Annotated in this window: 20 protein-coding genes and 4 pseudogenes; 13 read left to right on the plus strand and 11 right to left on the minus strand. The window is 39.7% G+C overall.

The features are described 5' to 3' along the window. Positions 1-10: 10 nt before the first annotated feature. From WG932_RS16110 to WG932_RS16135, 6 genes and pseudogenes are all read right to left on the minus strand, one after another. Positions 11-910 carry a hypothetical protein gene (locus WG932_RS16110; protein WP_483084690.1) on the minus strand — a complete coding sequence of 300 codons (900 nt, stop codon included), beginning with the start codon at positions 908-910 and terminating at the stop codon, positions 11-13. Next, a complete protein-coding gene (locus WG932_RS16115; RefSeq protein ID WP_483084691.1) occupies positions 883-2,280 on the minus strand; it encodes a tetratricopeptide repeat protein in 1,398 nt (465 codons plus the stop codon). The genes WG932_RS16110 and WG932_RS16115 overlap by 28 nt, the downstream gene beginning before the upstream one ends. A 17-nt stretch (positions 2,281-2,297) precedes the next feature. Continuing rightward, positions 2,298-2,777: a hypothetical protein gene (locus tag WG932_RS16120; protein WP_483084692.1), complete on the minus strand. Its 480-nt coding sequence runs from the start codon at positions 2,775-2,777 to the stop codon at positions 2,298-2,300. Further along, on the minus strand, positions 2,777-3,064 hold the full coding sequence (gene gatC / locus WG932_RS16125; RefSeq protein ID WP_014019072.1) for an Asp-tRNA(Asn)/Glu-tRNA(Gln) amidotransferase subunit GatC: 288 nt from the start codon (positions 3,062-3,064) through the stop codon (positions 2,777-2,779). The genes WG932_RS16120 and gatC overlap by 1 nt, the downstream gene beginning before the upstream one ends. A 17-nt stretch (positions 3,065-3,081) precedes the next feature. Next, a pseudogene (locus WG932_RS16130) lies at positions 3,082-3,617 on the minus strand (lysophospholipid acyltransferase family protein). Between the two features lie 287 nt (positions 3,618-3,904). Next, a pseudogene (locus WG932_RS16135) lies at positions 3,905-5,271 on the minus strand (NfeD family protein). 146 nt (positions 5,272-5,417) lie between these two features. Between WG932_RS16135 and WG932_RS16140 the strand changes: the two are divergent. From WG932_RS16140 to rpmF, 6 genes and pseudogenes are all read left to right on the plus strand, one after another. Continuing rightward, complete coding sequence (locus WG932_RS16140; protein WP_483084693.1) at positions 5,418-5,684, plus strand: LysM peptidoglycan-binding domain-containing protein; 267 nt, start codon at positions 5,418-5,420, stop codon at positions 5,682-5,684. Then, positions 5,681-6,091: a LysM peptidoglycan-binding domain-containing protein gene (locus tag WG932_RS16145; RefSeq protein ID WP_483084694.1), complete on the plus strand. Its 411-nt coding sequence runs from the start codon at positions 5,681-5,683 to the stop codon at positions 6,089-6,091. The genes WG932_RS16140 and WG932_RS16145 overlap by 4 nt, the downstream gene beginning before the upstream one ends. Further along, positions 6,088-6,600, plus strand: coding sequence for a LysM peptidoglycan-binding domain-containing protein (locus WG932_RS16150; RefSeq protein WP_483084695.1), 513 nt, complete (start codon positions 6,088-6,090; stop codon positions 6,598-6,600). The genes WG932_RS16145 and WG932_RS16150 overlap by 4 nt, the downstream gene beginning before the upstream one ends. A 175-nt stretch (positions 6,601-6,775) precedes the next feature. Continuing rightward, positions 6,776-7,794, plus strand: a pseudogene (pdxA, locus tag WG932_RS16155) (4-hydroxythreonine-4-phosphate dehydrogenase PdxA). 69 nt (positions 7,795-7,863) lie between these two features. Continuing rightward, positions 7,864-8,421, plus strand: coding sequence for a YceD family protein (locus WG932_RS16160; RefSeq protein ID WP_149392000.1), 558 nt, complete (start codon positions 7,864-7,866; stop codon positions 8,419-8,421). A gap of 18 nt (positions 8,422-8,439) precedes the next feature. Further along, positions 8,440-8,631, plus strand: coding sequence for a 50S ribosomal protein L32 (rpmF, locus tag WG932_RS16165; RefSeq protein WP_014019078.1), 192 nt, complete (start codon positions 8,440-8,442; stop codon positions 8,629-8,631). Positions 8,632-8,688: 57 nt separating this feature from the next. Here the strand turns inward: rpmF and WG932_RS16170 are convergent, their stop codons facing one another. After that, on the minus strand, positions 8,689-10,272 hold the full coding sequence (locus WG932_RS16170; protein WP_014019079.1) for a hypothetical protein: 1,584 nt from the start codon (positions 10,270-10,272) through the stop codon (positions 8,689-8,691). A 139-nt stretch (positions 10,273-10,411) separates the two neighbouring features. Here WG932_RS16170 and WG932_RS16175 point away from each other — a divergent pair, with 139 nt between their 5' ends. The 3 genes from WG932_RS16175 (at position 10,412) to WG932_RS16185 (ending at position 14,018) form a co-directional block, all read left to right on the plus strand. After that, entirely contained in the window at positions 10,412-11,563 is a 1,152-nt protein-coding gene (locus WG932_RS16175; protein ID WP_483084696.1) for a 2-isopropylmalate synthase, read from the plus strand. 160 nt (positions 11,564-11,723) lie between these two features. Then, positions 11,724-12,977, plus strand: coding sequence for an amidohydrolase/deacetylase family metallohydrolase (locus tag WG932_RS16180; RefSeq protein ID WP_483084697.1), 1,254 nt, complete (start codon positions 11,724-11,726; stop codon positions 12,975-12,977). Positions 12,978-12,989: 12 nt separating this feature from the next. Beyond that, positions 12,990-14,018 (plus strand): metallophosphoesterase family protein, encoded by a 1,029-nt coding sequence (locus WG932_RS16185; RefSeq protein WP_483084698.1) that lies wholly within the window; start codon positions 12,990-12,992, stop codon positions 14,016-14,018. Positions 14,019-14,050: 32 nt separating this feature from the next. On the opposite strand, the gene WG932_RS16190 is transcribed toward WG932_RS16185, so the two are convergent. Beyond that, a complete protein-coding gene (locus WG932_RS16190; protein WP_483084699.1) occupies positions 14,051-14,401 on the minus strand; it encodes a Spx/MgsR family RNA polymerase-binding regulatory protein in 351 nt (116 codons plus the stop codon). Positions 14,402-14,939: 538 nt separating this feature from the next. Here WG932_RS16190 and WG932_RS16195 point away from each other — a divergent pair. The 4 genes and pseudogenes from WG932_RS16195 to WG932_RS16210 all read left to right on the plus strand — a co-directional run bounded on the left by WG932_RS16195 (position 14,940) and on the right by WG932_RS16210 (position 18,043). After that, positions 14,940-15,146, plus strand: coding sequence for a hypothetical protein (locus tag WG932_RS16195; RefSeq protein WP_483084700.1), 207 nt, complete (start codon positions 14,940-14,942; stop codon positions 15,144-15,146). A gap of 47 nt (positions 15,147-15,193) precedes the next feature. Further along, positions 15,194-16,005: pseudogene (locus WG932_RS16200) on the plus strand (DUF5107 domain-containing protein). Between the two features lie 47 nt (positions 16,006-16,052). Beyond that, positions 16,053-17,276, plus strand: a complete 1,224-nt coding sequence (locus WG932_RS16205; protein WP_483084701.1) for a tetratricopeptide repeat protein — start codon at positions 16,053-16,055, stop codon at positions 17,274-17,276. 14 nt (positions 17,277-17,290) lie between these two features. Beyond that, positions 17,291-18,043 (plus strand): tetratricopeptide repeat protein, encoded by a 753-nt coding sequence (locus WG932_RS16210; RefSeq protein WP_483084702.1) that lies wholly within the window; start codon positions 17,291-17,293, stop codon positions 18,041-18,043. 84 nt (positions 18,044-18,127) lie between these two features. Here the strand turns inward: WG932_RS16210 and hemL are convergent, their stop codons facing one another. The 3 genes from hemL to guaA form a co-directional block, all read right to left on the minus strand. After that, positions 18,128-19,414, minus strand: coding sequence for a glutamate-1-semialdehyde 2,1-aminomutase (hemL, locus tag WG932_RS16215; protein ID WP_483084703.1), 1,287 nt, complete (start codon positions 19,412-19,414; stop codon positions 18,128-18,130). Between the two features lie 6 nt (positions 19,415-19,420). Then, entirely contained in the window at positions 19,421-21,079 is a 1,659-nt protein-coding gene (locus WG932_RS16220) for an ABC transporter substrate-binding protein (RefSeq protein ID WP_483084704.1), read from the minus strand. 150 nt (positions 21,080-21,229) lie between these two features. Beyond that, positions 21,230-22,759, minus strand: a complete 1,530-nt coding sequence (guaA, locus tag WG932_RS16225; protein ID WP_149392006.1) for a glutamine-hydrolyzing GMP synthase — start codon at positions 22,757-22,759, stop codon at positions 21,230-21,232. Positions 22,760-23,236 lie beyond the last annotated feature (477 nt).

Here is a 23,236-nt window from a genome sequence, read left to right on the forward strand (position 1 = left end):
ATCAAAGGAATTATAGGAATTTCAACTGTAACTCAGTTAAATCATCTTCATCAATCCATTCTCCCATTAATTTTAAGTTGGCACTGGCATACTGATCCAACCCAATTATACGACAATATTTAACTAACGTTATCCACAATAGCGGATCTTTATTAAATTGACAGGCTTCTTGCAATAATTCATAACGCTTTTCATCACCTTCAACTTTCCCTAGGCTTGCCAAAACCAAGGGCGTCAAATAAGGATTAAACCCTTCCCTAATAGATAGGTTCTTGCTTTCTTCAGTCAATCCCTTTATCTCCTGCAAGTACTCTTTTAACAAGAAGTGCTGCCCTGTAGATCTTTCATAAGCTTCTGTATATGAAAGCAAGGTATTGATCTCATCTTCCTCAAGCCAATGGGACTTTCTTTTTATTATCTCTTTGGCAAGCACACCTTTGTTGACTTCATTTTCTAAAGATTCCACCGCCGGCAATAGGTCTTTCCCTTGCATGGTGGCTACTTTGGCCATCTCCTTGTATAGATTTACGGTATCATTGCTCACAAGCTGACCGGAGGTGTCAAACCGCATCCATTTAGGGAACGCCACATTTTGTGTTCCTGAAATAAAAACTGCTTCCTCTTCCATACCTCCAAAGTACAAAAAGGGCAAATGAGCTGATGTAAATTTAATGTACCCCTTTAGGGCAGCTTGCTTCCATTCGATAGCTGCTTTTTCAAAATCACCGAGATCGGAAAGAAGCCAGCCTGCAAAAGCATGATAATAACCGGCATCTTGACTAAACCGAAAGGCCATCCCATTTAAGTAAGTCAATAAAGTATTGATCCTTCCGGACTTAAATTTCAAAATAAGGTCAGATTCCTTTAGATTTTGCTCTACACCTAGTGAAGAGATTTCTTGCCCCAACATAGAGTCCAATTCTGCTTGAAAAAAGAGTCGTTAAAACCTCTCTCAGACCGGGTAAGGTAATTTCTAATCATCGACCTTCTCAGAAGCGGATTATCTGCCTCCTTATAAGCCTGATCTAGATCTATCCCATCTAGCCCGTAGCCACTATTCTTTGCTGCTAAAAGATTAATGGTATTCTTCAATGACAAAACAAACTCCTCATTTTTTTCCAATGGAAGCCCTTGCGTAACTTTTATCCCTATCCTATTTTGAATCCCCACCTCTTCAAACCCATCCATCCTATCAAGAGTGGTTAAAGCTTTTTGAGGCAAATTCATTCCATGATATACCAATGCCAGGTTATTCGCCAGGTATGGGTTCCCTGGGTAATGTTTCAATCCTTCTTCCAGACAATAAACGGCTTCGTTTGTTCTGGAACGCTTTTCTAATAATCGGCTTAACAACAATATATCCTTCACCTGGGGATTATGTTCAAAACTTCGCTCTAAAGTTTTAAGTGCCAAAGTTGGTTGGTTCTGATCAAGGTAAATATTACTCAAGGCATATAGTGCATGGTCGTTTGCCCTGTACCTATCAAAGGCATTTTCGTAAAGAACGGAAGCTTCTATAGGCCTTTTAGTGGTGTAATAATAATCTGCAGAGAGGTGTGTAGATGAAGTGCTAAATTGGATTCCTATGATTCCAGCAGCATAAACCATCAAAATCAAAAATGCGATCGCTCCTCCTAACCTCATGTGAAAATAAGGAAAAAATGGAGGGTTGTACATTATTTTTTCAATCGCATTGCCGCTATTTATTATTGCCGAAAAATTAACCCAAATGTACAAAACAAACATCACGCTGAAACCCAACTGACTGTAGGCAAACACATGGTGTAAAAAATCAAACATGGGTGTATTTCCGGAAATCTCCGCCTTGAATAAGACCAATAGACAAACGGCAAAACCTCCAAGGTAAAATGCCTTACCGACCCATCCTTCATTATAGGTCTGAGGAAAATACTTTGTCTTATAATACGAATCGAAATATCCAACAATCCCTACCAAGACAAGCAAAAACTGAAACGATGGCAGGTACAATTTATTCCAATCACCGGTAACTTCCAGGAAAAACAAAGCCACCAAGGCCAAATACAAGCTAGAAATAACGGCATAATGCCAACCGATTTTAATTCCCACATCCCGATTTAGCTTTGCCAAAATCAAGTAGGCTCCGGAAACAAATGAATGCCCAATGTATAAAATAAAGGCTGCGGCCATTACCAAGGCCATTAGAAATATATTCTCTGAAAATAAATAGGTGGGTGATACCGCTTGAGAAAAGTAAATCAATACGGCCAATCCCAGTAGTCCAAGTCCTATTATTAGCACTAGCCTCAGACCTAAATTTATAACATCATTAAAAAAAGGTGGATAACAGATGCAGGCACCAATAAAAAAACCAAGCATATGGCCAAGGCATAATTGGTACCAATCCCTCCAATATTCAAACTATTCACCCCACTTATGCTCAATAGCAATATCAAAAAGCCCGCCCCGATCAAAAATGCTTGGCGCTTCAGTAAGGTTAATAAGACGATAAAAAACAACAGCAACAACCAAATACCTATCCCCATCGCCTGGGTCAGCTTTGGGAAAGCTTGAGGAGGTAGTGGATTAAACTTATCAAGTAAAAGGAAATTTTGAACCTCAAATTCAAGCATTCCCGAGATAGTCTGAAAACTTTCTAATGGAACATTGATTTTTTCTGAATAGGTTACCAGGTCGATGGTATCTAAAGTGTTTACCCATAGTATCCCTAAACCTGCACTTATCAGAACAGCTGAAAACATAAAGAAGAAGGCATTCTGCCAGACCGTCCGGCGCATTACTCCATAACTTTAGGGACACGGAAATAATCCGAATCTCTTTGGGGGGCATTTTTCAAGCCTTTCTCGTGATCTAAATGAGCACCTACCACATCTTTTCTCATGACATTCTCTTCAGAAGACATGGTTATAAGTGGTTCCACATCACTGGTATCCAACTCATTTAATTTCTCAACCCAATCAAGGATTTGAGTCATGTCGGCCGTCATTTTTTTTGCACTTGTTTCATCAAACTCAAGTCTGGCTAAATGTGCAATTTTTTTGAGTGAATCGATATCTAATTTCATGAATTGTCTATTTAAATTTAATCCTGGACATTGTCTTTATTCAATTGATCCTGTATAATGTTGAAACACTTCAATTTAAGCTGATTCACATCGTTTGGCCCACACCCCATAACGGATACAGGCTCATGTATGACTACTTTAACAGGCTTATAACGTAATAAAAACTTCCCATCGTCCGGCAAAATTAAGTGATTGTATGATAAAGTGACAGGAATAATTGGAATTTGTTTGTCCAAGGCCAATTTAAACGCTCCATCTTTAAATTTAGCCATTGCCGGTGGTGCTTTACTCGAAATTCCTCCTTCCGGAAAAAAACCACACTAGCCCCCTCATCTAAGGCTATTCTTGCCTTTAAAATAGACTCTCCCCTACTCTTCATACTGTTTCTATCCACAGCAATATGTAAATTTTTGAACATATATCCGAAAAGAGGAACCTTGGCTAGCGAACTTTTACCAATAAACACCAGATCGAATGGAATAAGCCCTAACACAGGTATATCCAAGTAGGAAAAATGATTGGAAACGAAGATAAATTGATCACTTTTATTCAAATGAAAGCGATTCTCTATTTTAACTTTAAAAAAGCATTCCGAAAAACAATTTGGACCAAATTCTATTCATTTTTCTCCCTTGGCCCTTTTTTCCGGAAATTTCGATCGTATAAATAAATACTGGCAGTAAAAGCAAAAACGCTGAAATAAAGCCAATGCTGCCATAGATAGAATAAATTCTTCTAATCAATTTCATTCTTGCAAAAAGAGGATTTTATTTCCGAATTTAAGTAAAAATCAAGAGGCATTGCCCCTACATACTTTTTTTATTCCCCAATAAATAATGATCAACCTTCTACCTTCCTTACTCTCAACGAGGTACCCTCAGTGCTAATCACTTTAATTTTTTCACCTTTGTCGATAAATTCACCCCTAGAATAAGCATCATATTGTTCGTCCTCAATAATCACCTTTCCACTTGGCATCAAACGAGTATAAGAAAAGCCCTCCTTCCCAAGCAGTTCAGCACTATAAAATGATGAAGTATAACCTTCCGATTTTTGTTGGGTATCCGCAAGGGATATTCTGCTAAAACTTTCCCATTGATTGATTTTGGGCGTAAGCGTAAAAATCAAAACCGTCGCTACCGTTGCTGCAAGGATCACAGTTAATAGCGCAGAAAACAGCTTACCGGAGCTTACAAAGGTAAAGTCAAACTGTTCGTTTGGCAACATGCCCATGGTTAATCCCCCAATATGCATATGATCCCCAAAATACCAAAGACGCCAAAGCCCGGAACAACAAAAATTTCAACCGCCAACAATATAATTCCCACTATAAAAAGTACCATTTCCCAATTACTGGCAAGTCCTGTAAGATAATAGGGAATAAAATATAGGACAACAGCGATGGCACTTGCTGCAAGGGGAAAGCCTATTCCCGGCGTTTGTATTTCAAAATAAATCCCTGCAAAAATAACCAGAATCAGAAAGCCACTTACTGCCGGATTTAAGAAAATGGAGATGATATCCTCCGAAAGAGAGGGCTCATATTCGTGTATTTTAAAATCTTTAAACCCAAATCTGGCTACAACCTCTTCAATAGAACCGACTTCCCCTTCACAGAATCCATTTTCTATTGCTTCAGAAACCGAAAAGGTAATTACTTCCCCGGCTTTTGACACCCCTTCCACTTCCAAATCTTCGTCTACCATGGCTTCTGCAATTTTCGGATCCCTACCTGTTGCCTCAGCCGTACTTCTCATCATTGAACGCATATAAGACTGGTATTTGTCCGGGGCAGCTTCACCGGTATCACCCATTACCACTGTAGCAGCGCCAATACTTCCTCCCTTGGCCATATAAATACTATCACAAGCAATGGAAATTAAAGCGCCGGCAGAGGCAGCATCTTTATCAATAAAAGACACAATAGGAATATCGGATTCCAAAAACAGGGTTCGAATTTCATCAGCGTCATTTACGGCTCCACCATAAGTATCCATGTGAACGATTATTAGGGCAGCATTTTTACGCTCCGCATCTTCCATGGCCATCCTCACTTTCCTGTTCATCCTGGGGTCAATATCATCCATCATCTCAAACACGTATACCGTTTGTAAAGAATCGGTATTTTGCTCCGACTTGGCTTGCAAGCATGGATTTACAATTAAATTAACGATGACATAGAAGGCAAGGGTACAAAAGAGTTTCATTTTGAATACCGGTTTAATATTTCTGTTTGAATATACCAATAAAAATGATCAACGCCCCTATTGGTATAAAATGGAGTTGCAATTGATAAAATAAATATCAAATTTGCATGATTATTAGAAATTTATTGTTAAAAACCGATAGTAAAATGAAGTGCTGGATATTGATTTTAGGGATGATAGGCTTAGCTATACCATCCAAAGGAGCATTACTTGTGGGATCTGATTCTGTAGGAATAGAAAAGATAGGAGGTAAATCCTTTATAATTCACCAAGTAGATCCACAAGAAACTTTATTTGGAATTTCAAGGCGGTACAACACTCCGGTTAGTGACATTGTCCAAAATAATGACACCTTAAAAGATGGGCTTAAAATCGGTCAACGAATTAGGGTACCTTTTATTGAGAAAAAATGATCCCTGAAGGTGCAAAAGTCCATCATGTAACTCCCGGTGAAACGCTCTTTTCAATCGCCAAATCCTACAACATTGGCATGGATCAACTGATGGCATCAAATGGTCTAAAAGGAACAGATTTAAGTGTTGGCCAAGCCCTAATCATCGAAGGTGGAAAAGAAGAGGTAGCCACGGAAAAGGTACAGCCAGTACCTCAAAAGCAGCAACCTGTAACTCCTCAAAAGGTGGAAGATACCGCAGAGGTTGTAAATAAAGGAGTTACTGATGCCTCTGAAATCACGGCTTCAAAGAAAAAACAACCGAAGAAAAAAAAGAGAAGCCTGTTGCTCCAACTGTCGAAACCCCTGCGACTTCACCTGCTTCACCTTCCGTCTCCACTTCAGGTAATTGGATTTCGCATAAAGTGATACAGGGGGAAACCTTATTTGCCATCGCAAAAAAATATGACGCAAATGTAGCCGACATAATTAAATGGAACGGCCTGTCTTCCAACAATCTTTCGGTTGGTCAAACACTTAAAGTAGGGAGAGAAACCAATGCCAACATTCCTGTTACCCAATTACCCGGAAACAACAAACCTACATCCGAACCCACAAATTCTAAAACAGCTGTGGAAAGCCCTTCAAATAATGTCAGCACTTCCACTGCTTTCAAAAATGTAAGTGAAAGCGGTCAAGCCGAGGTTATAGAAGGTACTGGAAATCATAAGAAGTTCCTGGTGCTTCACAGAAGTGCGCCGGTGGGAACCATCATGAGAATAAGAAATGAAGAAAATGATGTAACCATATTTGCTCGAGTGGTTGGCGTTTTACCGGAGACAGGAGACAACAACAAATTATTAATCAAGCTATCTAAAGCTGCTTTCGATCAACTAAAAGCAGTTAATTCTCGATTTAGGGTTGAGGTCTCTTATTAAATTCCACTTGTTTATACTAAAGTAAACCATGAAATTTACTTTTTCAGAAAACTCAATGGGGTAGTCTTGGCATTAAAAGTTCAAGAACACCTTAGGTAGAGATAAGAAACATTAATTTTAGTAAGCGATTGAATCATTATCGAAAAGCAATCGTTAAGCCATATACGAAAAGGCCATGAATATAAAAAAGAATAAACCCGTAATCGGAATTAGCATAGGGGACATCAACGGAATTGGAGCAGAGGTCACCATGAAAGCGTTACTTGACAACCGACTCCAGAAAATGATCACTCCGGTCATCTATGGTCATGGCAAGGCGCTAACCTATTACAGGAAGGCCTTAGACATGAATGATTTTAATTTTATTCAAGTCAAAAGTATAGATGACGTACATCACAGAAAGATCAATGTAATCAACGTAGTTCAGGAATCCCCTGAGGTGATGCCGGGAGTAGAAACCAGAGATGCAGGCAGCATGGCCCTAGCGGCCATAGATCGCGCCATTGAAGATTTAAAATCCGGTCAATTGGACGCCTTGGTTACAGCGCCACTAAATAAAAACAATATTAACAGCACCGAAACCCCTTCGTGGGACATACGGAGTACTTAACCAATGCTTTCGATGCCAAAGAAAGCATGATGTTTATGGTTTCAGAGGACATGCGAATAGGCCTGGTCACCGGCCATCTCCCTTTGCGAGAAGTAGCTAATGCAGTGACCGGTCCTGCCATAAAAGCAAAATTAAAAATCATGATCCGCTCACTCAAGGAGAATTTCGGTGTAATAAAGCCAAAAATTGCTGTTCTTGGCTTGAATCCACATGCGGGAGAGGACGGGCTACTAGGCAGTGAAGAGTTGGAAACCATTCAACCGGTTGTAAAAAGTTTTAAAGAAGAGGGAGAGTTGGTTTTTGGTCCTTATCCTTCTGACGGTTTCTTTGGAATGATTCATCAAAAGAAGTTTGATGGTGTTCTGGCCATGTACCATGACCAAGGTTTAATCCCTTTCAAAACCATATGTTTTGATTCAGGAGTAAATTTCACTGCAGGCTTGCCAATAATCAGGACAAGTCCTGACCATGGCACGGCATATAATATCGCCGGGAAAAACGATGCGAATCCAGGTTCTATGCGGTCTGCTATATTCTTGGCACACGATATGGTCAAAGAAAAAGAAAACTTAACTGCTACTTAATGAAATTATTAAGGGGTAGATTTTATTAATCAGAAATATTTTTCTAAATTTGCGGTCTTAATTCAGAAAATGAAATTCATAAGGAAATTCGATATTGACATTATTCGGCTGAAGGAAGGGAAGCACAATTTCAATTTCGAAATTGATTCTGAATTCCTGGATCATTTTGATAACAGTCGAGAAATAGTAAATGATGTTGCCGTTAAGGCAAGCATAGAACTTGACAAAAGGATCAATCTTATAGAGGTTGTATTCCACATTAATGGCAAGGTTAACATTACTTGCGACAGAAGTCTTGAGGATTTTGATTACCCTTTGGACTTGTCACATAAGATTTTGTATAAATACGGTCAAGAAGAAAAAGAGATCAATGATGAGATCTTTTTTATCACAGCCGACACCCAAAGCATCAACGTGATGCAATTGATCTATGAATTTATCTTGCTAGGTATTCCAGCAAAGAAAATTCACCCTGATCATTTGACAGAAGAAGACGAAGATGATGAGGATGAAGGTGAAGGTTGGATCGTTTATGAAGCAGGAGAGAACAATTTATCAGAAGAACAAATAAAAGACGACCAAAATCCATTTTGGAAAGCTTTAAAGAATTTAAAAAATAAAGACTAAGCTAAAAATTACATAGATATGGCACATCCTAAAAGGAAAATTTCCAAAACCAGAAGAGATAAAAGAAGGACACATTATAAATTAAATGCACCTGGTTTGGCTAAGTGCCCTACCACTGGTGAATTTCATTTACCACATAGAGCTTTTTGGCTAGATGGCAAGCTGTACTATAAAGGACAGGTAATCATGGAAAAAGAGGTAACCGTATAACCTACCCCTTTAAATTCTTGCAAAGCTGCCTGTTCTTGATAAGATCAGGCAGCTTTTTTATAGACCATTGTCTATTATTCTATTTTTTTCCCGCTTTATCTTCTCTGAGAATTTTTGCTGGATGATATCTTGTACAGGTCTATTTTCAATCTTACTCTCCAGCCAAGAAATAATATCCAAATACAGAAAAGCCCTTTTCTCAAAAGGATGGTTTTCATAAGCGATTAACTTATCTCTTAATTCGATAAAGGCTCCTTTAAGCTCATGATCATAAATTCTACTAAGATTTCTAATGAAATGCATCATCTCCTTTTGAACCTGATGTAAATCGTCCATTTTAATCAAAAACCGATATACATTCCTGATTTGCCCATCTAGCTTTTCATCTATCCCAGCTTCATAACTAGCAATCAGTTTCAAGATATGGGCAAAACATTGCAAATCTTCCCTTAAGCCAATTTGACTATTTTGAATGACTTGCTCTAAATAAATAATAGCTCTTTCATTGTCCCCACTACCAAAATAGAGACAGGCAATTTTATAGTGCAACACCATAAGGTGGTGTACATCAAGTTTTCGCTTAACCGGAGTAATATCCCTAAGCAATTCAGGCACAATTTCCTCTACTCCTTTGGTGAAATTCCCTTTGAGAAAATAAAAATTAATAAGATTGGAATAAAGGTAAAGGAATGACAACACCTTACTATTTCCATCAAACACAAAATCCTCTTGCTTCAAACTTTGTCTAAACTCTTCCAAAACCTGAGCAAATCGCTCATAATACCCCAAATAAAACAGGGTATCTAGTAAATAATGATATGCCTTTAGGTAACTACCCGTTGCTACTTTTATCATTTGAGGAGCTGCCTCAAAGAGATCCACCCAGTGCTGGGCGGCACGATAACATACAGGAAAATCTTGAATGATATGGTAATACCATACCTGGGCTTGAAACAAATACATTTTCTCATAGAAACCCAGATTCTGAAAATCATACACCGGCATGTTTTCCTTATAAAACCCCTCCAACATCTCTCGCCCTTCCTTGTCTTTAATATAACCGGTTTTCAAATATATCCCATACAATTGCAGTGAGAGGCTTGAAAATCGATTTTTGAGATCTACTTTTTCGGACAAATGAGCCGCTTCATGACTGAGTATATCAGCCCTATTTTCAATGCTCCTTGTTATGTGTTGAGACTCTATCACCTTTTCCATCTCCACCACCCGCAGCATGATGGTATTGAGACCATACAGACTGGCCACCTGTTTGGCCTTATCCAAGGTCTTCAAACTCTGCATGTACAGCCCCTTGTTGTATAGAATTCTCCCAAAATCAATCTGCTCATTCAATTGCAGCTCAATATTCCGATCTGCATACAACAGCCTCAAAGAGGTCAATACCTGCTTGTACAAATGGGCCTTCATATTGGACAACTGCTTCTTGCTGACTGGTGTTTTTTCCAGCAATTGTCGCTCATTATACACCTCCATTTTATCCAATACATCAAATAGCCTAAGAAACTTGGCTCCTTCATTTGATGCTAATCTTTTTGCAAAGAGTTTAAAATTCCTTTTCTCGGAGGGCGACAAGCTATTTATTAAGTCAAATAAAAAATCTTTTTTATTATTGGATATCATAATTTTATCTTACTTAACCAACTGATTTTCTGTTATTAATGATCACTTTAATCTTATTAGACGTCGGACATATAAAGTTAATCGAATTTATTCGCTAAATGTAAGGTTCTACTTTAGATTTTATAAAAATATTATAACTATGGATGAGAATCACGTATTGATCTTTGACACAACCCTTCGCGATGGGGAGCAAGTACCAGGATGTAAATTAAACACCCCTCAAAAAATTGAAATTGCCCAACAACTGGAGGCTCTAGGTGTAAATGTGATCGAAGCAGGATTTCCCATTTCTAGCCCTGGAGATTTTAATTCCGTTATTGAAATTTCAAAAAACATAACGGAGCCAATTGTTTGTGGCCTATCCAGAGGAGTAAAAAAAGACATTGAGGTGGCTGCTGAAGCATTGAAGTATGCCAAGCGCCCAAGAATACATACTGGAATAGGAACTTCTGATTACCACATCAAACATAAGTTCAACAGCAACAGAGACAATATTTTACAAAGAGCTTATGATGCAGTGGCTTATGCTAAATCTTTTGTAGAGGATGTGGAATTTTATGCTGAGGACGCAGGCAGGACAGACAATGAATACCTTGCCAGAGTTTGTGAGGCTGTCATTAAAGCAGGTGCCACCGTGCTAAACATTCCTGATACCACTGGGTATTGTTTACCTGATGAATATGGTGCAAAAATTAAATACCTAGCTGATAACGTGAGAGGTATTGAAAATGTCATTATTTCAGCGCATTGTCACAACGACTTGGGATTGGCTACTGCCAACTCCATTGCAGCGATTACTAATGGAGCAAGACAGATAGAATGTACCGTTAATGGAATTGGCGAGCGGGCCGGCAACACCTCCCTCGAGGAAGTAGCCATGATCATGAAACAGCACCCTAGGCTTAATGTTACCAACAATATAAATTCTAAACTGCTTAATCCGATTAGCCGACTTGTAGCTGAAAAGATGGGGATGATGGTACAGCCGAACAAAGCAATTGTAGGCTCAAATGCTTTTGCCCATTCTTCCGGTATCCATCAAGACGGTGTCATTAAAAACAGGGAAACCTACGAAATCATTGATCCTATAGAAGTAGGTGTAGATGAATCCATGATTGTGCTTACAGCAAGGTCCGGCAGGGCAGCTTTGGCTTACAGGGCACATAAAGTAGGCCATTCACTTACAAAGCTTGAATTAGACAAGGTTTACGATGTCTTTCTTAAACATGCTGATATGAAGAAGGAAATATTGGATGATGACATTCATCAAATTATCGCAGAAGCGGTTTAATAAGATTTATAAAGCTTATTTTAAAGAAACGGAAGGTGCAAACTTTCCGTTTCTTTTGTTTATACCTCCTACCGATCAACAAATTTAATTTGTTACTCAAGGTGGGAAAGGCTAAATTATCCCCATAAATTGAATAACAACTAACACCACTATTTTGAAAATGAACAATTTTATAAAACTCACCTTTACTATTGCCTTACTGGCTATATGTTCCTTACAGGTTATGGGGCAGCAATACGACCTATTAATCAAAGGTGGCCATGTAATTGACGCCAAAAACAATATTGATGAACCCTTGGACATCGCTATCAAAGGTGATAAAATCGCCTTGGTTCAAAAGTCAATTGAAGAAGACCTTGCCACTCAAGTAATCGATGCCACCGGCTTGTTTGTTAGTCCCGGCTTAATTGATATCCACACTCACAATTTCTATGGCTTAGACAAAAGAGGGCAATACAGCAATGGCTACAGTGCCATTCATCCTGATGGATTTACTTTGCCATATGGAGTGACTACTGTGGTTGACGCCGGAGGTTCAGGATGGAGAAACTTTATTCAATTCAAAGAACAGGTGATTGACAGGGTAAGAACTAGGGTTTTTGCTATGCTCAACATCGTTGGACACGGAATGAAAGGCGCACTTTACGAGCAAAATTTAGATGACATGGATCCTAAAATGGCTGCATTGGTGGCCAAGCAGTTTCCAGACCACATTGTGGGATTTAAAGTAGCTCACTATGCCGGACATCAATGGCAACAAATAGACCGTTTGGTTCAAGCAGGTGAGTTGGCTGATATTCCGGTCATGGTTGATTTTGGAGGAGCTAACCCACCCCTTTCGCTAGAGACTCTTTTTATGGAAAAACTTAGACCTGGAGATATTTACACCCATATTTATGGTGGTGGTGGATTCGGAAGGCAAGCTTTAGTGGATCCTGCCGGTAGATTAAGGCCTTTCATTAAAGCTGCTCAAGAAAGAGGAATTATTTTCGATGTAGGACATGGTGGCTCTAGTTTTGCCTTTAAACATGCTATCCCTTCGATGCAACAAGGCATAAAACCCAATACCATAAGCACGGATAGCCACATGAGCAGTATCATGAGTGGGATGAAAAACATGACCAATGTAATGTCCAAATTCCTTAATATGGGAATGAATTTACAAGAGATTGTGGCGGCATCTACCTGGGCTCCCGCTCAAGTGATTAACCATACAGAATTAGGACATTTGAGCGAGGGCGCTATTGCAGATATTGCTATCCTCAATGTATTGGAAGGAAATTTTGGTTTCACTGAAAAAACAGGTGTAGGCAAAATGATGGGCAAATACAAGATAGAAAATGAACTAACCGTGCAGGCAGGAAAAGTGGTATGGGACCTGAATGGCCTTACTGCTCCTTTGTGGGATGAGTAAAACATTAACTTTATGAAAAGAAGACATTTCTTTCAAAATGCAGGGGTAATATCTGCAGGATTAGCCTTGGGCTTAAACGAAGAATTAAGCGCTGCACAACCTAAAGCTGATTTCAAAAAACATCCGTTTATTGTCGGAGTAAATGGGCATCAAATAAACTTTAACGTACATGATCTTGACCAAAAAGTCAAGATCATGCATGTTACCGACACGCATTTATTTAAGGACGACCAAAGAGGAGAAAAGTACCAACAATACAGTGGGAGAATGGCAAAAGCCTACAATACAACCCGCCATTTCCTTACTGGAGAATCCACCCATCCTGAAGAAGCTTTCGAAGCAACGCTAAAAATAGCAAAAGAGGTAAATGCCGATGCCATTACCCTCACCGGTGACTTGTTCAGTTTCCCTTCCGAGGCAGCAATTGAATGGGCATTTGAGCGCCTTGAAAAGACAGGTATTCCTTATTTCTATTCAAGTGGCAACCACGACTGGCACTATGAAGGTATGGAAGGAAGCCTTCACGAATTGAGGGAAACCTGGATCAATAAGCGGTTACTCCCACTCTACAAGGGCAGAAATCCCTTAATGTACTCAGCAGAAATTAAAGGGATTAATCTCGTAAATATTGACAACAGTTATTACGAAATCCTACCGGAACAACTGGAATTCTATAAATCAGAAGCCAAAAAAGGGCTACCCATGCTTTTAATGATGCATATCCCGCTTTACGCTCCCGGAAGAACCTTGGGATACGGATGTGGACATCCTGATTACAATGCAAAGAACGACAGGAACTTTAAAATTGAAAGGAGACAACGCTGGCCGGAAGATGGTCATAGTGAGACCACCATGGCCTTTCACAAAGAAGTATTCAACACCAACAATCTTCTTGGGGTTTTTGCAGGACATATCCACAAGCAAACCATAGATTGGGCCAGGGGAATACCTCAATTCCTTACCAGCCCAAATGCCTCCGGTGGTTATCTGGAAGTAGATTTCTTGCCTATGGAGAAAAAGGATGAGTCTAAATTTTCTTAAGCAAGCCTTTTAAACACTCCCTTTGGCATCTATTAATATTTTGAACGTATCAAATCTTCATCAAATCCTGCCTGCATACTACCATCCTCAAACACCAAAATAGGTCGTTTTATCATACTGCTTTTTTCTTGCAGGATGGGGATGGCAGTATCCTCATTATCTAAAGCTAATTTTGTCTCATCATCAAGCTTTCTATAGGTAGTACCTCTTCGGTTGACGACAGTATCTAAGCCAAGCTTATCAATAAAACTTTCCAAAAGTGCCTGATCAGGCTTTTGTTTTTTATAATCATTAAACTCATATCCCTCTTCCATTGTATCAAAAAAAGTAAAAGTTTTTTTCATCGTATTACAATTCTTAATTCCATATATTTTTACTGCCATCTCACTTGAAATTTGGTTAGACATTATGATTTTACTGATATTACTTCGGTCCATTAATTGCAATTCTCCCGCAAAAATGAAAAAAGCAAAACTCAAATTAAGACAAGCATCCGGACATAAAAAGTTCCGGAATCTAATAATTTTATCCAATTCATAAACGCACAAATTTTAGAAAACATGCCCAAAAACACATCATTAATTGATTTGTTGCGTTAAAACATTATCACCAATGAAATTGTTGAATGCAAATAAGCCAACTAGTATTAACTACCATTCAACATAAGAGGAGCCTAGCGCTCCTCTTTTTTTATACATACACAAAAAACCCCTCATCAAAAATTCATTGATTTCTAGCTTAGAATATCGAAATTTTACCCTAGTACCTAAACATGAATTTTTGGCAAGCCCCTTAATTCTGATCAATTACAGAACACCTATACCATCAAAACCTTGAAAACATCTTACCACTAAGATCAGGCTAATTGCTTATATTATAGCCAAAATCCATGAAACTACCCTAATCAAACACCTAATTTATATGAATTTAAAAATAGCAGTTCTATTAACAGTAATGCTAACCACGGCAAACCTTGGTTTAGCACAGGAAGTGCAGATTTCTCAACAACCTACCGTTTTTGAGACTTATCCGTTTTCTGACCCCAACCCTGTACCCTCTCTGGCTTACAGACCAAATATTTACCCTTATTTTAATTTTGAAGGTTATAGTACCAAACCCGAAAAATAAAATGGGACCTTATCACCATGGAAAATGATTATCTAAAAATCACTGTCATGCCTCAAATCGGTGGGCGGATTTGGGGTGCCATAGAAAAATCTACCGGTGAAGATTTTATCTATGAAAATGAAGTAGTCAAATTCAGGAATATTGCCATGCGAGGCCCTTGGACATCAGGTGGCATAGAGTTTAATTTTGGCATCATCGGTCATTCTCCGGCCACCGCAAGCCCTGTAGACTATATGTATTATGAGAATGAAGACGGCAGCATTACCTGCGTGGTGGGCACCATTGACCTTCCTTCCAGAACACAGTGGAGAGTCAAAATCAACCTACCTAAGGACAAAGCCTTTTTGAAACTGAAGGCATCTGGTACAATCCTGAACCATTACGGCAGCCTTATTACAACTGGATGACCGCTGCAGCTCATGTTGCCAACGACCAAGAGTTTTATTACCCGGGCCACATAGCCTTACAACACAGTGGAGAGGTGAAAGACTGGCCAATCCAAGATGGAATAGCCATTAACCATTACAAAAACAATAATTTCGGTGGAGCCAAGTCCCAACACATTGCGGGCTCATTTTTAAATCATTTTGGCGGATATTTTCACAATAAAGGAATTGGTTTTGGACATTTCTCTACTTACGACGACAGCCCGGGAAAAAAACTTTGGTTATGGGCCTTGTCTAGAAATGGAGGCATTTGGGAAGACCTTTTAACGGACAACGATGGCCAATACATGGAGTTTCAGGCCGGAAGGATGTTGAATCAATTTTCACCATCAAAAAGCGTAGAAACACCACTTACTAAGGCAGGTTTTGCCCCTATACACTTGATCAATGGTCCAATTACTGGTTTCCGGTAAAAGATATTGGTGGCATAAGTGATGTTTCAAAAACTGGTGTAGTACATGTGAAACAATCCGATAACTTGATCAGCTTAGGGTTCAATCCATTCCAAAAGGTGGATGGTGAACTGGAAATCTTTATCAATGGAAAGCAGGAACAAACAGTGGCTGTTCAGGCCATGCCGATGGAGGCAATCAACCATGAAATAAAATATGATCAGCCGGTCAAAGAACTGGAGGTAATTTTCGCAGGTGAGCAGCTGTATAAATGGACCGATAAAGACGAGATGAAACTGTCTCGCCCGTTTGATAAAACCAAGGCACCACAACTATCTGAAAACCAAGAACTGTACTTTGAAGCCCGGCAGTACTATTATAGCCGCAATTATAAAGAAGCAAGGCTTGCCTACGAGCAATTGCTTGAAAACGAACCCGGACATCTACAGGCAAGGATAGATTATGCCGAACTACTTTTGCGCTACACAGCGTATGAGGAAGCATTAGACAATATTTACAAAGCATTGGCTACCGACTATTTTGACCATCAGGCAAACTTTGTTGCCGGAAGCATTTACAATGCGTTGGGACAAACCAATCAGGCCCTTGAAGCTTTCGGTTGGGCCGCACGATCTATGGAGTTCCGATCTTCAGCTTATGCCATCATGTCGGAGTTATATTTGGCAGATGGGCAACTCAATCAAGCTGTAGATTTTGCCAACAAAGCCCTTCAGAACAACACAAGCAATATCATGGCCCTACAGGTTTTGGCCGTCAGCCAAAGGCTAAAAGGAGAAAAAGCACAGGCATTAAAAACCCTGGATCAGCTTTGGGAAATAGATCCGCTCAACCATTTCATTCGCTTTGAGCACTACCTACTTGACAAGTCTCAATCTTCTCTGGAAAAGTTCAAAGCAATGATAAAAAATGAAATGCCTTTTCAAAGCTATTTGGAATTGGCTGCTGTGTACAATAAGTACAAGCAAAAAGAAATCGCGATTCAACTGCTAGAAAACAGCCCCAAACACCCACTGGTGAATTTGTGGTTGGCCTATCTGGACCCTGCCCAAAAGGATGAACAATTGAATCAGATGATCACTCAGCCCTCAGCATTTGTACTGCCATTCCGGAAAGAAACATTACCTATGCTTAAGTGGGCAAAGTCTGAAATTTCTTCTTGGAAGGTGGATTATTACCTTGCCCTTAACCTAATGGCTTTGGGACAAGAAGAAGAGGGACATCAGTTGATTGAAGCAATTGGACAATCAGCGGATGAAGCTACTTTTATCTAAGCAGGGCTTTATTATTGGATCAGCAAGAGGATAAAAAGAAACAGGAAGACCTGGAAAAAGCCCTGTCCATGGATCAATCCCAATGGAGAACCTGGTTTCAACTCACCAAGCATTTTGACAACAACGGAGAAAACCAGAAGGCACTATCATTGGTAAAAGAAGCAGTAAAAGCTTTTCCGGGAAATTATGTTTTGGAAATGGAATACATTCAATTGCTGAACCAGGCCGGTCAATACAAAACCGCGATGAAATTACTGGATAAAATTGAAGTTTTACCACATGAAGGTGCAGGTGGAGGAAGAACACTTTATGAAAGCGTTTACCTTAATGCAACATTGCAGGACATCAAAGCCAAAAGATGGAATGCTGCATTGACCAAAATTGAAAAATCCAGGCTTTGGCCTGAAAATCTGGGGGTAGGTAAACCCTATACCCCCAAAGAAATTTTACAAGATTACCTGTCGGCAATGGTATATAAAGCAAAAAATGAGCAAAGTAAATCCCGTGATTACCTAGAGGCTGTGATTGCACAGGCAGACAAGGTCAACATCAATAGCCAAGAGCAGGCACTTGTATTATTGGCCATGAAAAACAACAGTCAAAAAGCAGCTGCAGCTGAGTTGATGGAAAAAATCAAAAAAGAAGGCAAAGCAGCTTCAGTAGTAAAAATTGAACAACTTATAGATTACGCTGAAAGTAGCGAATCGGCTCCATCGGATCTTGAGAACGATAAAGGAATAGTTAAACGTATTATTGAAGCCTTTTAATCTCTTTAGCAACCCATACCTAAACAAAAAGGGCTTTTGGAAAACCAAAAGCCCTTTTTTATTGCTAAGCCCAACTAAACTTATTTATAGACTCTTTAAGGTTTTTTCATTAGCCTCAAGAATTTTATTCAAGTGGGTGTCCTCGAGTGCAGTTGAGAGGAACAAACTTTCAAATTGAGAAGGAGCCAGATAAATACCTTTTTCAAGCATTCCTCTAAAATACTTCCCGAATATACCGGTGTCACAAGTTTGGGCATCTGCAAAGTTCTTTACTTTTTGGTCTGTAAAGAAAAGCGTGTACATGCTTCCCAAATTATTGATGGTATAAGGAAGCCCCACACGTTTAAGACTATCTTTAAGGCCGGTCACCAAGGTTTCGCCTGTTTTTTCTAACTGAGTATATACATTAGGGTTTTCATCCAGGTATTTAAGCATAGTAAGTCCTGCTGACATGGCAATGGGATTTCCTGAAAGTGTTCCTGCCTGGTAAACAGGTCCTGAAGGAGAGACAAAATCCATAATTTCGGCTTTTCCGCCATATGCTCCTACCGGCATTCCACCACCAATAATTTTACCCATAGTGGTGAGATCAGGTGTAACCCCTAAATACTGTTGGGCACCTCCGGGAGACAACCTAAACCCGGTCATTACCTCATCAAAAATCAGCACGATTTCTTCCGCATCACAAATTTCCCTTAAACCTTCCAAAAAGCCCGGTTCAGGCAATACACAGCCCATATTTCCCGCAACCGGTTCCAATATAATGGCTGCAATTTCACCTTTATTCGCCTCCACAACTTCTTTGACTTTCTCCAAGTCATTGAAAGGAGCTAAAAGGGTGTCTTTGGCTGTTCCTGAAGTAACTCCGGGGGAATCGGGGTTACCCATTGTAATGGCCCCTGAGCCTGCTGAAATCAGGAAGCTATCTCCATGACCATGGTAGTTCCCTTCAAATTTTAAAAATTTATCTTTTCCGGTAAACCCTCTTGCAAGTCTTACTGCGGACATGGTGGCTTCAGTACCACTATTTACCATCCTTACTTTCTCTACGGAAGGAACCATTTTGGTAATCAGTTCCGCTATTTCTACTTCCATGCCTGTAGGTGCTCCAAAGGAAGTCCCTTTTTCCATGGCTTTGATTACGGCCTCACGCACCAAAGGGTGGTTATGTCCTAGCACCATTGGCCCCCAACTGTTAATGGCTTCGATATACTCATTGCCATCTACATCATAGATATAGGCACCTTCTGCATGAGAAATAAACAATGGATCTCCTCCAACAGCTTTAAAAGCCCTGACAGGTGAGTTTACTCCACCCGGAATAAATTCTTTCGCTTTCTCAAAAAGTTGCTTGCTTTTACTTGTATTCATTTTCAATTAATCTTCAATAGTCAAAACGCCATCCACCAAACTTAAAATGGGGACGTAATTATTAAATTTCACTCCTGAAAAATCAAAACCAAAGGTCAAATTTCCTTCAATAAAATTGCTTCGGTCAAGGTTTTTCTGAAAATCAAACCCTTCTTCATCATTGATGACCTTTGTTACAAAATCTGCCAACTCATAGCCCATGTAGGCAAAGGAAGTTGGGTAATCCTTGTAAACATTTAAGTAATTCTCTCTAAAATCATCCAAGAGCTCATTGTTAAAGTCAACCGTATTGTTACCTATAAAATGAAAGTTTTGCGCTTCCATCATGTCATAATTGGCAAAGTCAAAATACAACCAGCTCTCCATCACCACCACAGGCATCCCTGCACCTAAAGACTCTACAAGTCCAAAGGTTGGTGAAGCAATATTGGGGTCATCAGAAAATACTACCATAATATCAGCCTCAGGATTGCCATTTGCACTCAAGTCCAGACTTTCGAAAAACTCATGCATGTCTCTGGTCGAAACCTTTTGATTTCTTACTATTTGAAGCCCACTCTTTCTGGCCATTTCTGCAAAGCTCCCTGCCAACAACTCATCCCTACTGGTTCCTGAATAGGCCAAGGCGACCCTCCTGCCCTCAAATTTTCTGCAGTAGTTCAATACTTTTTGACTTATGGCCTTTATGGATGGTCTAAATAAATAGGCGTACTCGTAGCCATTGATATTGTCATCAATATTGGAAAGGGGATTTATTTGAGGTATTTTATTTTTTGCTGCATAATTAGCTACAAGTGCTGTCTCTTCAGGGTATAGCGGACCGATAACAATATCAGCCTTTTGCAAAAATGGATCTTCGAGTATACCTCTTACCTTCGCATCATTTCTTTCAGTGTCAAAAGTCTTAAAGTTTAATTTTACGCCATTGGATTGGGCTTGTTCCAAAGCCAATTTAATACCTTGGTGAAGCTGCAAAACAAAATTATTGGCTTTCAAAAATTGTGCACCTGACCTGCCTTCATAATTGAATGGTAACACTATTGCGATATCTAAAACATCATCCTTCTCTGCTAGAAAAGTATTTCCATCCCCTTTAGAAAAAGACCTGTTTTTTATTTGATCGTAAAGCTTTCTTTCGTTTGTCGACATTGATCCTTGTGTCTCCAGTCTTTGCTTAAGGGCCATTACCAAGCCATCATTTTCGGGAAAAAGGCCATATTGAACAGCAAGTGAACTTGAGGCACTTACTTTAAGAAAATTATAAGTGGCACGATAAGCTTCTTCTTTTAAATCTTCGTCTGAGATTTCTTTGATCAACCGCAAAGCACCATTGGGTGTAGACTGCTGGAAATAACACAAAGCCAATAAGTAACGTACATCGTCCTTTTTTGCAAACCCACGAGTATCTAACAAGGAGTTCAAAGCCTCTTTTGCTAGCTCAAACTGCCTGTTTTCATAGGCTGCCCTGGCAAAATGAAACCTTGCATAATCAGAAAGGGAAGCAAATTTTTCTTTGTCAAGATAAGGCCGTAGCAACTCCATGGCCTCCGATTGATTACCTTGCTGAATTTGTTTTTTTGCCTGCTCAAACTGCTCAAAGCCTTCCTGAGAAAATGCAGGCATTACAGGCAGGATTAGAATTAGAAAGTATAGTAATATTTTCATTTGGTGAAGAACGCTTTAATGGTGTAGTTTCAAACTTCGTACCTTTTTTCACAAAAACCAGTCAACCATTCAAAATTACGAAATTAAATTTTCCTTAAGGGCATTTACATAAAAAAGCCTGATGAAGATATCAGGCTTTTTATGTTTTCTTTATTCCCACTCAATGGTTGCAGGCGGCTTGGAACTGATGTCGTACACCACCCTATTTACTCCTTTGACTTTATTGATGATATCATTGGATACCTTTCCTAAGAAATCGTAAGGTAAATGCACCCAATCCGCTGTCATCCCATCTACGGAAGACACCGCCCTAAGCGCCACCACTCTTTCATATGTCCTTTCGTCACCCATAACCCCTACCGACTGAACCGGTAGTAGCATAGATCCTGCTTGCCATACATCATCGTATAAATCTGCATCCTTTAGACCTTGGATAAATATATGATCGACCTCTTGAAGGGTTTGCACTTTCTCGGCTGTGATATCACCCAATATCCTGATCCCTAACCCGGGGCCCGGAAAAGGATGCCTTCCAATGATCGTATCTGCTATTCCCAAAGCTTTACCTACTTCCCTTACGCCATCTTTAAAAAGTGTGTTCAGTGGCTCCACTACTTTAAGTTTCATAAAATCAGGCAATCCACCTACATTATGGTGAGATTTAATGGTCGCTGAAGGACCATTAACAGAAACGGATTCGATCACATCCGGATAAATGGTGCCTTGTCCCAGCCATTTTACATCCTTGATTTTATGGGCTTCATCATCAAAAACCTCGATAAAGGTTTTTCCGATGGCTTTTCTTTTTCCTTCAGGGTCTGATATGCCTGCCAAAGCATCATAAAACTTCTGCTTGGCATCCACACCAATGACATTAAGTCCCATACCTTTGTAGGAATCCAGGACTTCTTCAAACTCATTCTTTCTTAACAAACCGTTGTCAACAAAGACACAGGTAAGTTGATCACCTATGGCCCTATGAATAAGGGTAGCTGCCACGGATGAATCTACACCCCCGGACAAGCCCATCACTACACGATCCTTTCCTATACTTTCTTTCAATGAAGCTACTGTAGCATCTATAAACACATCGGATGTCCAATCCTGAGCACAATCACAAATCTGAACCACAAAATTTCTTAAGAGGTTTTTCCCCTCTTCAGAATGGGTTACCTCCGGATGAAATTGAATACCAAAGGTCTCCTCTCCTTGAACCTGATAGGCTGCTACCTTTACATTCTGTGTACTAGCTATAATATCGAAACCTTCCGGTAGCTCTTTGATCGTATCACCATGCGACATCCACACCTGAGAATCATGCGTCATCTCTTTTAATAAAGGCGAATGGGTATCTAAATATGAAAGCCTGGCCCTGCCATATTCCCTGGTATCTGAGGGCTTTACCTCTCCGCCAAACTTCTGTGCCATCAACTGGGCACCATAGCAAACGCCCAATAGGGGAAGTTTCCCTCTCAAAGGGGTCAAATCGAGATCAGGGGCATCACTGTCCTTTACAGAACAAGGGCTCCCGGAAAGGATAACTCCCTTAATATCGGAAGTGATGGGTGGAATTTTATTGTACGGGTGAATTTCACAATATACATCCAGTTCTCTAACACGTCTGGCGATAAGCTGCGTGTATTGAGAACCAAAGTCTAGGATTAAAATCTGTTCTGCCATGTGCAAATTTAATCAGCCCTTGCCAATTCCCGAAATAAAAAGATAAATTTCCAAAATAATATTTGGGGCCTATGGTCTGCGAAAAATGCAGAAAGGCAAAAAAACAAGTGCCACGTCCTAGATTAGGTTTACTCTTTCTTTTCATTTCACACATTTATTTGTGTTTTTTTCAGGATAGGTCAAAGTGAAAACTGAGATTGCCACCCATCCAGGGCACAGGGTTTAAATATTTACCTATTGCCACAGGGCTGACACCCTGTGCTAAGTCACTATGCCCTTTCAGGGCAAAATCAAAAAATATCCCGATTATAAGTTCATTTTCAACTAAAAATTCAATGAGGTTAAACAGCAACTCCAACCAATCAATCCCGCCCCTGAAAGGGTCAGATATAATAGCACAGGGTGAAGCCCTGTGTGGAAAATCAATATTGCAACCTAAGCCCTGCAGGGGCGAAATATTTGAGCAATTCGGGATTT

This window comes from Cyclobacterium sp. SOCE241 (assembly GCF_056867545.1).

Bases quoted from the DNA above. Each gene is read 5' to 3' on its own strand.
- WG932_RS16110 (WP_483084690.1), bottom strand. From the start codon at position 910: ATGTTGGGGCAAGAAATCTCTTCACTAGGTGTAGAGCAAAATCTAAAG.
- WG932_RS16120 (WP_483084692.1), bottom strand. From the start codon at position 2,777: ATGCGCCGGACGGTCTGGCAGAATGCCTTCTTCTTTATGTTTTCAGCT.
- gatC (WP_014019072.1), bottom strand. From the start codon at position 3,064: ATGAAATTAGATATCGATTCACTCAAAAAAATTGCACATTTAGCCAGA.
- WG932_RS16140 (WP_483084693.1), top strand. From the start codon at position 5,418: ATGAAGTGCTGGATATTGATTTTAGGGATGATAGGCTTAGCTATACCA.
- WG932_RS16145 (WP_483084694.1), top strand. From the start codon at position 5,681: ATGATCCCTGAAGGTGCAAAAGTCCATCATGTAACTCCCGGTGAAACG.
- WG932_RS16160 (WP_149392000.1), top strand. From the start codon at position 7,864: ATGAAATTCATAAGGAAATTCGATATTGACATTATTCGGCTGAAGGAA.
- rpmF (WP_014019078.1), top strand. From the start codon at position 8,440: ATGGCACATCCTAAAAGGAAAATTTCCAAAACCAGAAGAGATAAAAGA.
- WG932_RS16170 (WP_014019079.1), bottom strand. From the start codon at position 10,272: ATGATATCCAATAATAAAAAAGATTTTTTATTTGACTTAATAAATAGC.
- WG932_RS16175 (WP_483084696.1), top strand. From the start codon at position 10,412: ATGGATGAGAATCACGTATTGATCTTTGACACAACCCTTCGCGATGGG.
- WG932_RS16180 (WP_483084697.1), top strand. From the start codon at position 11,724: ATGAACAATTTTATAAAACTCACCTTTACTATTGCCTTACTGGCTATA.
- WG932_RS16185 (WP_483084698.1), top strand. From the start codon at position 12,990: ATGAAAAGAAGACATTTCTTTCAAAATGCAGGGGTAATATCTGCAGGA.
- WG932_RS16190 (WP_483084699.1), bottom strand. From the start codon at position 14,401: ATGGCAGTAAAAATATATGGAATTAAGAATTGTAATACGATGAAAAAA.
- WG932_RS16195 (WP_483084700.1), top strand. From the start codon at position 14,940: ATGAATTTAAAAATAGCAGTTCTATTAACAGTAATGCTAACCACGGCA.
- hemL (WP_483084703.1), bottom strand. From the start codon at position 19,414: ATGAATACAAGTAAAAGCAAGCAACTTTTTGAGAAAGCGAAAGAATTT.
- WG932_RS16220 (WP_483084704.1), bottom strand. From the start codon at position 21,079: ATGAAAATATTACTATACTTTCTAATTCTAATCCTGCCTGTAATGCCT.
- guaA (WP_149392006.1), bottom strand. From the start codon at position 22,759: ATGGCAGAACAGATTTTAATCCTAGACTTTGGTTCTCAATACACGCAG.